The following is a 6,428-nucleotide window of genomic DNA, read 5'->3' as shown; positions in this document are numbered from 1 at the left end:
GCCTGCATCTCGGCGGGCGAGACAGTCGAAGCATCGGCCATGAAGCTTTCGGAGAAATCGTGCTGCACGTCGACGAGAAGGCAACCGAGCGCGGAGGTAACGCCGGGATTGGGCGGTACGATCACGGTTGGAATCGAAAGCTCCTTGGCCACCGCCGCTCCGTGCAAAGCGCCAGCACCGCCGAATGCGACCAGCGCAAAGTCGCGCGGGTCGTAGCCTCGGCTGATGGAGAGAAGCCGGACGGCATTGCCCATATTGGCGTTGGCGACGGCGATGATCGCCTCGGCCGCCTGGTGGAGTTCCATGCCGAAGGGTTCCGCTACCGTCTCCTGAACCGCCTCGGCGGCCAGAGCGGGGTCGAGCGTGATCTTGCCGCCCGCAAGGCTGGTGCCGAGACGGCCGAGCACCACATTGGCATCGGTGTTGGTGGCAATGAGGTTGCCATTCTTGTAGCAGGCCGGACCTGGAAAGGCGCCAGCGGACTGCGGCCCGTTGCGCAAGCTGCCGCCCTCGTCCTGCCATGCCAACGACCCGCCGCCCGCACCGATGGTCAATACCTCGATGGAGGGGAAGCGGATCGGATATCCGAATTCGATGTACCAGTCCTTTGTGATGCGCGACTCCCCGTTCCAGGCCAGCGAGACGTCGGTGCTGGTGCCGCCCATGTCGAAGCCGATCGAGTTCGGGTAGCCACAGAGATTTCCGATGAAGCGGCTTGCGATGGCGCCGGCGGCGATGCCGGATCCCGCGAGCCGGGCTGAGAAATCCTTGACGCTCGCGGGCGTCATGACCCCGCCACCGCTGTGCAGCAACAGGAGATCTCGCTTGTATCCGGCGTCGGCAAGCTTTTCTCCGAGACGCGACACGTAGTCGACGACGACCGGGGCGCAGACGGCGTTCGCCATGGTGGTGGAAAAACGTTCGTGCTCGAAGATTTCCGGCATCACCTCCGAGGAGATCGAGACCGGCAGATCCGGCATTGCCTCCTTCAGGATCTCACGCATGCGGCGCTCGTTGGCGCCGTTCACATAGGAGTTCATGAAGCAGACGGCGATGGACTTGACCTGCCGTTTCTTGAGAATCTCCGCGACACGGCGCGCGGCCTCTTCGTCCAACGCTTCCAGGATCGTGCCCTCGGCACTGACCCGTTCCCGGACGGTCAGCCGGTCGCGGCGCGGGATATAGGGCTTGGCGACATCTTTGTAGGTGTCCCAGAGATCTTCCTTGTTGGCGCGACGGATCTCTACAACGTCACGAAAACCCTCGCTGCAGACCATTGCGGTGCGCGGCAGACGGCGGGTGATCAGCGCATTGGTGGCGACCGTCGTACCATGAGAGAACATCGTTACCTCCGAAAGATCGATGCGCCCCTGCTCCACGCCATTCATGATGGCCTGCATGGGATCGTCAGGCGTGGAGGCGGTTTTTTCGATGCGGATCGCTCCGCTGTCTTCGTCCATGATGCAGATGTCGGTGAAAGTCCCTCCGACATCGACGGCAACTCTGATTCGGCTCATGACAGTTCCTTCGCAAGGTCTTGCGGGCAAAGCCCCGCCTTCGTCGCCCCTTGCCGGGGAGACGTTGCATGAATGGTGGAATTGGCCCGGATTTCGTCGGGACTAGTGGCGCTCTCGCGAGGCCGAAGAGCCGCCCGCCCGGTTCGCTGCTTCGCGACGGGTATCCGTCGGTGCGCAGCCGAACCGCGTCCGGTAGTGCTTGCAGAACTGGGACTGGTCGGCGAAGCCCCAGCGGTAAGCGATCTCGGCTACGCTGCTGATGTTGGTCACCGACATCAGCTCCTCGGCGCAAAGTTCAAGCCGGGCGTCGCGGATGAAGCCGTTGATCGACTGGTTGCTGTCCTGAAAAAGGACCTGCAGGTAACGCAGGGAGATGCCGCAGGCATCAGCCACCGCCTGCGGGCCGAGGTCGGAATTCTTCAGATTGTCGCGAATATACTGCTCGGCACGATGCAAATGGCCGGCCCGGATCGACGAGATGCTGCTGTCCAGCACGCGATCGTCGCTCACGATCGACAGGCACAGCATTTCCAGGATGTGCCTGCCCATCATCTCACGAGCGACTTCAGTGATCTCATCGAGATGACCGATCGTGGTTCGCACCGTGTCGAGGAAGAGCGCGGCGATGCCTTGGGTCGCGTCGAAACTGAGCGCACTGAGCCGTTCGGCGGATCCGATCCGTGCCCGAACGCTCGATGATGGTACCTTGAGGACCCACAGCGCGTTTGGCTTGCCGTGCCAGAATTCGTAAGGCGCATCTCCCCGCTCGACGAGAAAGCCCCCCGGCCTGCAATTGACGGTTCTCGACCCTTGCGAGAAATTCACCTCCGACATCTCCGGGATCGTGATGAGCAGGCTGGCGTCACGCTCGTTGAGGAAGTGGCGGCGGTGGCGACGATAGCTTACGGCATCGCAGCGCATTTTAGACACGCTGACGAGCCCAAGCGAGAAGGTTTCCAGCGTGCCTGAAAATTCGCGACGGTTCCGATACTCGGTGTCGAGCGGAAAATAGGCTTCGGTAACAGCGGCTTGCCAGGCATCACCGCCTGCGGGACCGCCGATCGTATCGACGACGTATTTCATTCCCCGACCTTTCTGGTTGACCCGGTTGTCCCGGTGTTGTTCCGAAGATTACAGGAATTCACCGGCGCGTATTGGTCAAAAACGAATAAACTTATGTGGTCGGTTGGCCCAGGACCGGAGCTCGCGACGGTTGCAGTTGTCGTCACGATCAGTGTGCAGCTGATCAAACCAGCCTTGGCGCGCAAACCGCCAGCCGACTTGGAACCATGCATTCTTTTCGCACACTCATTCAGGAAAAGTTGTCGGCTTCCAGATGTGGGCGGAAATGATGTCCTGCAGTTCCGTGCGTACGGAAGAGTGGCAGCAGCGTGTAGCGGCGGAAAGCGACAATGTCCGCCTCGTCCTCAATCGAGAGCACCCTCGATCTCGGTTCCTTCGGACCAGTCGATAGATCGGCGACCGAAGCTCGCCTCTTCCACTTCGCAACCGTCTTCCGGTTGATCCCGTAGCGCTTGGCCAGCCCCTCAGGTTCTCTTGACTATGCTGTATCGCTCGACGGACCGCCTCTGTCGTTTTGGCGCTCCCATGCAGAACTTGGCCCATAGCGCATCCTTTCATTCGGGAGACAAGGATGCTCCATAAAGCCCGGGATCAAACATCTAGGATCATCAGATCCAGCACCAAAGAAACAGAGGGGCTGTCGGCAGGGAACATGCAGACCATGAGCGACTGGTTGTCGGCTTGTCTCCGACTGCTCTGCGTCAGAATCACCTCAAAAGCGAAGTCGCTTGGCTAATCCGTCATTTCTGGCGAAAGGCGGAGTGGAACGACACAACCAGCGGGCCCAGAATGTAGTCGAGCGCGGTGCGTTCCTCGGTGACGATCATGACTGACGCTGGCATGCCCGGATAAAGCGCAATCTGTGGGGCTGCTGCCAATTCCACCGGATCGACCGCTACGTCGGCAAGATAGTAGGGAAACCCGGTCTTGCTGTCGGTAATGCGATCCGCCGAAATGCGGGAGACGCGGCCATGAATTATGGGTATTGAGCGCTGCTTGTAGGATGTGAAACGAACTTCGGCAGCCATATCGGGTCGCAGGTTCGATATGTCCTCGACGCGAATCTGGGCCTGGACGATCAGCGAATTTTCGGTCGGCACGATATCGAGGATGGTCTGGCCCGGCGAAACGATCGCGCCTATCGAGAAGACGCTGAGATCCATCACCTGGCCGTCATACGGCGCGCGCACCTCGGCTCGGTCCATGGCAGCCTGGGCGGCAAACATCTTGGGCACGAGGTCGGAAAGGCTCGATTGCGTATCGATCAGCATGGCCGACAGCTTGGCTCGGCGCTCATTTGTCAATTGTGCGATCTGGCTTTCGAGTTCGGCTTTGCTCTGTTGGCTGCCGCCGATCGCGCCGAGGTTCTCATCGATCAGGCCCTGCAGATCCGAGGCGGATCTTTCCAGCTCCAGGATGCGTGGGCGGGTCGTCAATCCGGCCTTGAGCAGCTTCGACAGGCTGGCCTTCTCGTTGATCGTCGATTGCAACTGGGCATGGTAAGATTCGACCCGAGACTGCTTGCCCTGGATCTGCTCCTCGAGTTCGGCAATGCGCCGCTCGAGGATCTGCCTGGCGCCGGCCATCGAGGCGCGTTGGCTTTCCAGATCGGCGATCTGGTTTGCCATTGCATCCCTAAGGTAGTCTTCGTGCTCTTTGAGAATGTCCTTGGGAAAGGCAACAACCTCGCTGCCGTCCAGTTCGGCTCGGATCCTGGCATCGGTTGCGCGCAACAGCGCATATTGCTGGGCATAAAGATTGAACTCGGACCGAATCCTGGTGTCGTCCAGCTTCAGCATTATGTCGCCCTTCCTGACGACGTCGCCATCCTTGACGCGGATCTCCTTCACCGTACCGCCGTCGAAGTGCTGTACGCTTTTGCGATTGCCATCCACCTTGACGATGGCGTCGGCAAGCACGGCGCCGTTCAGCGGGGCAAAGGCCGCCCAGCCGCCAAAGATGCCAAAGAAAGCAACGATGATCAGCAGACCTATATAGGCCGGCACCCGGATCGAATCCGGGGCCAGAATACCGGCGTCGCCAGGCAGGCTCCGGTAGGTAAGCGCGCCGTCGCTCATCGCTCTCTCCAAACACGGCTCATTGCGTTGCCACCGCCATTGGCGCCGCGCGCTGGTTGAGGAGCGCCACGATCTCGTTTCTCATGCCAAAGGCCTCGACGGCGCCATCGCGCAACAGGAGGATCTTGTCGACATTCGCCAGGGTCGAGGGCCGGTGAGAGACGATGATCACCGTACTGCCGCGGCGCTTGAGTTCGATCGCGCAGTCGCTCAGCGCGCGGTCGCCATCGGCATCGAGATTGGAGCTGGGCTCGTCGAGAATGATCAGGTTCGGAGTTCCGAACACTGCGCGGGCAAGAGCAATCCGTTGGCGATATCCTCCTGACAGCACTGCGCCGCCTTCGCCGATCTGCGTCTCATAGCCTTGCGGCAGGCGGATGATCATCTCATGCACGCCGGCGAGCCGCGCGGCCTCGATGACCTCCTGGTCGACATTGGTCTTGAAGCGGCCGATGTTGGCGGCGACGGTATCGGAGAAGAGTTCGATATCCTGCGGCAGATAGCCGATGTGGTCGCCGAGCGCGTCGTGTCCCCATTGCGACAGGTCGGCGCCGTCCAGCCTGACGGTACCACGGCTGGGTTGCATGACGCCCGCGAGATGACGCGCCAGCGTCGACTTGCCGGCGCCGGAAGGGCCGACGATTCCCAGCGTCTCGCCTGCTTCCAGCCGGAACGATACGTCCCGCAGAAGCACTTTCTGCTGGCTTGCAATTGCAAAGCTGACCTGCTCAACCGAAATCTTGCCGGTGGGCTTGGGCAGGTTGAACGATCTTTCGCTCTGCGCGCCCCCGTCGACCAGCTTCTCGACCCTTGCCAACGCCGCCCGCCCCAGGATCAGGCTGCGCCAAAGGCCGACGATCTGCTCGACCGGCTGTAGCCCCCGGCCCAGCAAGAGGCTCGCGGCGAACATGGTGCCGCCGGTGATCTGCCGTTCGATCACCAGATAGGCGCCGAGGCCGAGGATCAGCGACTGCATGGTGAGCCGCAGGAAACGGATCAGACCCGACATCAGTGCGGCGCGATCGCTTGCCTCCGCCTGGCGCCGCAGCGCCAAATTGCGGTCGCGTCCCCAGCGGCGGATGAGGCCGTCGATCATCCCCATGGCGCGAACGACTTCGGCGTTTCTGAGGCTCATCTCGGTGAAATTATAGTTGGTCGTCGCCAGGTCGTTGGCCTGCTTCAGCGGCGAACGCACGATATATTCGTTTAGCACCGCCATGGCGACCAGAAGCAGCGAGCAGCCCAGCGCGAAGAAGCCGAGCCAGGGATGCAGCAGGAAGATGATGCCGATGTAGATGGGCGACCATGGCAGGTCGAACAAAGCGTGGATGCCGCTGCCGGTGATGACCTGCCTGAACGTGTCGAAGTCTCGGATGGGCTGGCTCGGCGACGAGCCGGGCGATGGGGTCTCGACCGACGCGGCCAGGACTTTTGCCGACAGCAGCCGGTCGAGCCGCGCACTGGCACGCGTCAGGATGGAGGCGCGCACCAGGTCGAGGCCGGCCAGCGAAAGAAAGGCCGCCAGCAACACCAGGGTCAGCATCACCAGCGTGGTTTCGCTGCCGCTGGTAACGACCCTGTCGTAGATCTGCAGCATGTAGAGTGGGGACGCGAGATAGAGCAGATTGATGGCCAGGCTGAACGCCGCCGCTACCAGGAAATAGCGGCGGCAGGCCCGAAGCGCATCCTTCACAATTCGAGATTTGCTATCCACGTCCAGAACCCCACTCGATACGCATCAGGCCAGGTG

The 6,428-nt window shown here is 61.3% G+C and carries 4 protein-coding genes and 1 pseudogene; all 5 read right to left on the bottom strand.

Translation table 11 applies throughout. The features are described from left to right. On the bottom strand, positions 1-1,517 hold a 1,517-nt coding region (locus tag EN969_RS12320; protein ID WP_164758233.1), incomplete at its 3' end, for a hydantoinase/oxoprolinase family protein. Between the two features lie 102 nt (positions 1,518-1,619). Further along, a complete protein-coding gene (locus EN969_RS12315; protein ID WP_013533169.1) occupies positions 1,620-2,600 on the bottom strand; it encodes a helix-turn-helix domain-containing protein in 981 nt (326 codons plus the stop codon). A 298-nt stretch (positions 2,601-2,898) separates the two neighbouring features. Continuing rightward, positions 2,899-3,143, bottom strand: a pseudogene (locus EN969_RS12310) (helix-turn-helix domain-containing protein); the annotation flags it as partial. 197 nt (positions 3,144-3,340) lie between these two features. Further along, positions 3,341-4,678, bottom strand: a complete 1,338-nt coding sequence (locus EN969_RS12305; RefSeq protein ID WP_063167461.1) for an HlyD family type I secretion periplasmic adaptor subunit — start codon at positions 4,676-4,678, stop codon at positions 3,341-3,343. A 19-nt stretch (positions 4,679-4,697) separates the two neighbouring features. Continuing rightward, on the bottom strand, positions 4,698-6,392 hold the full coding sequence (locus tag EN969_RS12300; RefSeq protein WP_013533172.1) for a type I secretion system permease/ATPase: 1,695 nt from the start codon (positions 6,390-6,392) through the stop codon (positions 4,698-4,700). Positions 6,393-6,428 lie beyond the last annotated feature (36 nt).

This window comes from Mesorhizobium sp. M7A.F.Ca.CA.003.01.2.1, assembly GCF_003998945.1.
Classification (GTDB): domain Bacteria; phylum Pseudomonadota; class Alphaproteobacteria; order Rhizobiales; family Rhizobiaceae; genus Mesorhizobium; species Mesorhizobium ciceri.
Note: the sequence above shows the minus strand (reverse complement) of the source record. Positions and strands in the feature narration are given on the sequence as shown.